Genomic DNA, 3,365 nt, shown 5'->3' on the forward strand with positions numbered 1-3,365 from the left:
CCGGCGTTGTCGATGAAGTCGGTGTTGGAACCGCCGCCATTGAGACCGAATTCCACACGACCCAGCTGGGTCATGCCGAGGTTACCGCCCTCGCCCACGACTTTGCAGCGCAGCTCGTTGCCGTTCACGCGCAGTGCATCGTTGGCCTTGTCGCCGACGTCGGCGTGGCTTTCGGTGCTGGCCTTGACGTAAGTACCGATACCGCCGTTCCACAGCAGATCCACCGGCGCCTTGAGCAAGGCGTTCAGCAGTTCGGTCGGGGTCAGCTTGTCGGCCTTGATGTCGAAGCGTTCTTTCATCTGCGGCGAGATGGCGATGCTCTTCGCGCTGCGCGAGAAAATGCCGCCGCCTTCGGACATGATGCTGGTGTCGTAGTCGGTCCAGGCCGAACGCGGCAGGTCGAACATGCGCTGACGCTCGACGAAGCTGGTCGCCGGGTTCGGGTTCGGATCGATGAAGATGTGCATGTGGTTGAACGCGGCAACCAGTTGCAGCTTGTCGGACATCAACAGGCCGTTACCGAACACGTCACCGGCCATATCACCGACGCCGACCACAGTGATGCTGTCTTCCTGGACATTGATGCCGCGCTCGCGGAAGTGGCGCTGTACGCCGACCCACGCACCCTTGGCGGTGATGCCCATTTTCTTGTGGTCGTAACCGGCGGAACCACCGGAAGCGAATGCGTCACCCAGCCAGAAGCCGTAATCAATGGCGATGCCGTTGGCGATGTCGGAGAAGGTTGCAGTGCCCTTGTCCGCGGCCACGACGAGGTACGGGTCATCGTCGTCATGACGCACGACGTTGACCGGCGGCACCAACGCGCCGTCTTTCAGGTTGTCGGTGATGTCCAGCAGACCGGAGATGAAGATGCGGTAGCAGGCGATACCTTCGGCTGCGATCTCGTCACGGCTGCCGCCCAGTGGCAGGCGACGCGGCAGGAAGCCGCCCTTCGCACCCACCGGCACGATGACCGAGTTCTTCACTTGCTGGGCTTTCACCAGACCGAGGACCTCGGTACGGAAGTCTTCTTCACGATCGGACCAGCGCAGACCACCACGTGCGACGTTACCGAAGCGCAGGTGCACGCCTTCGACGCGTGGCGAGTAAACGAAGATTTCGAACTTCGGTACCGGCTTCGGCAGCTCAGGAATCGCGTGCGGGTTGAACTTGAAGCTGAAGTACGACTTGTTCTGGCCGTTGGCATCAGTCTGATAGAAGTTGGTGCGCAGGGTGGCTTTGATCAGGTCCAGGTAACGACGCAGGATGCGGTCTTCGTTGAGCACCTGAACATCGTCCAGTGCAGTCAGAATCGCTTGTTCCAGACGCTGTTGCTTGTCTTCCAGATCATCACTGCCCAGCTTGCGCGCCAGGTAGAAACGGGTCTTGAACAACCGGGTCAGCTCGCGAGCGATGTCGGTGTGGTTGTTCAGGGTGCTGGCGATGTAACCCAGGTCGAAGCCCAGACGGATCTGCTTCAGGTAACGGGCGTAAGCACGCAGCAGCGCCACGTCGCGCCATGGCAGACCGGCGGTCAGTACCAGACGGTTGAACGCATCGTTCTCGGCATCGCCACGGACGATGTGGACAAACGCGTCCTGCAGGGTGTCGTTGAGTTGCTGGATGTCGAGGTCCAGGCCTTCGGCGGCAGTGAACGCGAAGTCATGAATCCAGAACTCGCGGCCATTGGTGTGACGCAGGCGGTACGGGAACTCACCCAGCACGCGCAGGCCGAGGTTTTCCAGAATCGGCAACACGTCGGACAGCGCCAGCGGGGTGTCGGCGTGGTACAGCTTGCAATGCAGCTCGCGCTGACCGGACACCTGGCCCAGCGGCTGATAGAAGCTCATCACCAGCGGATTTTTTTCGTTCAGGCTCAGCAGGTGCTGCATGTCGACCACGGCCGAATGCGCCGCGAAACGCTCGCGGTAACCGGCCGGGAAGCCTTTCGGGAAGTCTGCCAGCACGTTGGTGCCGTGGGCTTCGCCGAAGCTTTCGACGGTCAGTGCGGCGTAGTCGTCCTGCCAACTGCGGCAGGCCTGCACGACTTCTTTTTCCAGTAGCAGCGGGTCGATGTCGATGCGGTTTTTCGGATCGACACGCAGGATCAACTGCACGCGAGCCAGCACGGACTCGGAGAAGAAGGTCCAGAACTCGCAGTCGGTGGCCTTCAGGCGCTCCATCAGGACTTGCTGGATCTTCTGGCGCACTTCGGTGGAATAGATGTCGCGCGGTACGTAGGCCAGGCAGTAGCAGAAGCGACCGTACGGGTCTTTGCGCAGGAACACGCGGATCTTGTTGCGTTCCTGAATCTGCACGATCGACATCACGGTGCTGAACAGCTCGTCCACCGGAGTCTGGAACAGGTCGTCACGCGGCAGCACTTCGAGCACCTGCGCCAGTTCCTTGCCCAGGTGAGCCTTGGACTGGAAGCCGGAGCGGCGTTCGATTTCTTCGACCTTGCGGCGGATGAACGGGATGACCCGCACGCTCTCGCCATACACCGACGAGGTGTACAGGCCCATGAAGCGGTGTTCCTTGATGACGTTGCCGTCGGCGTCGATTTCACGGATCGACACGTAATCCGGGTAGGCCGGACGGTGTACGCGGCTCGGGTGCGCAGCCTTGGCGAACGACAGCAGGGTCGGTTCGCGCAGGTAGTTCACTGCGTAGTCTTCGATGTGCCGGTCTTCGTTGGTCAGACCGGTGCGCAGCAGTTTGGTCAGACCGAGGAAGGAATTCTGGTCGTATTCGATATGGCCGCCATCGGCCTGATCGACAACGGTGAACTCTTCGTAGCCGAGGAAGGTGAAGTGGTTGCCCACCAGCCATTCCAGGAAGCTCTTGATTTCGGTCTTTTCGTCGGCATCGACGGCGAATGCGCTGTGATCGAGCTTGGTGAGGAGTTCCTGCACCTTGGCCTTCATCGGCTCGAAATCAGCGACCGCGACGCGCACTTCACCGAGCACCTGCTCCAGCTCTTTGCTCAGCACATTCAGTTCGGCCGCGTTGGCGCAGCGGTCGATTTCCAGGTACATCAGCGACTCGTGCAGCACGCCTTCGCCGGTGCTGCCCTTGGGCAGGATTTCCAGCAACTCGCCCTTGCTGCCACGGCGCACGCTGAGCACGGTGGTCTGCAGGGTGTGGATGCTGTAGCCGCGGCGGTTCAACTCGGTGCGGACCGAGTCGACCAGGAACGGCAGGTCGTGGTGCAGCACTTCGACCGCGGTGTGGGTCGACTGCCAGCCGTGGCGTTCGTAATCAGGGTTGTAGACGCGCACTTGCGGTTGCGCGTGATCGAAGCGCTCAAGCAGGCGCCACGCGGAAAGAGTACAGCCAGCGAGGTCGGAGAGACGACGTTGGGT

At 61.2% G+C, this 3,365-nt stretch carries 1 protein-coding gene; it reads right to left on the reverse strand.

The features are described from left to right. Nucleotides 1–3,365: NAD-glutamate dehydrogenase (locus ACIOUG_RS01990; protein ID WP_401062099.1), on the reverse strand; the 3,365-nt coding region annotated here is incomplete at both ends.

This window comes from Pseudomonas sp. NPDC087803 (assembly GCF_044742995.1).
Lineage (GTDB): Bacteria > Pseudomonadota > Gammaproteobacteria > Pseudomonadales > Pseudomonadaceae > Aquipseudomonas.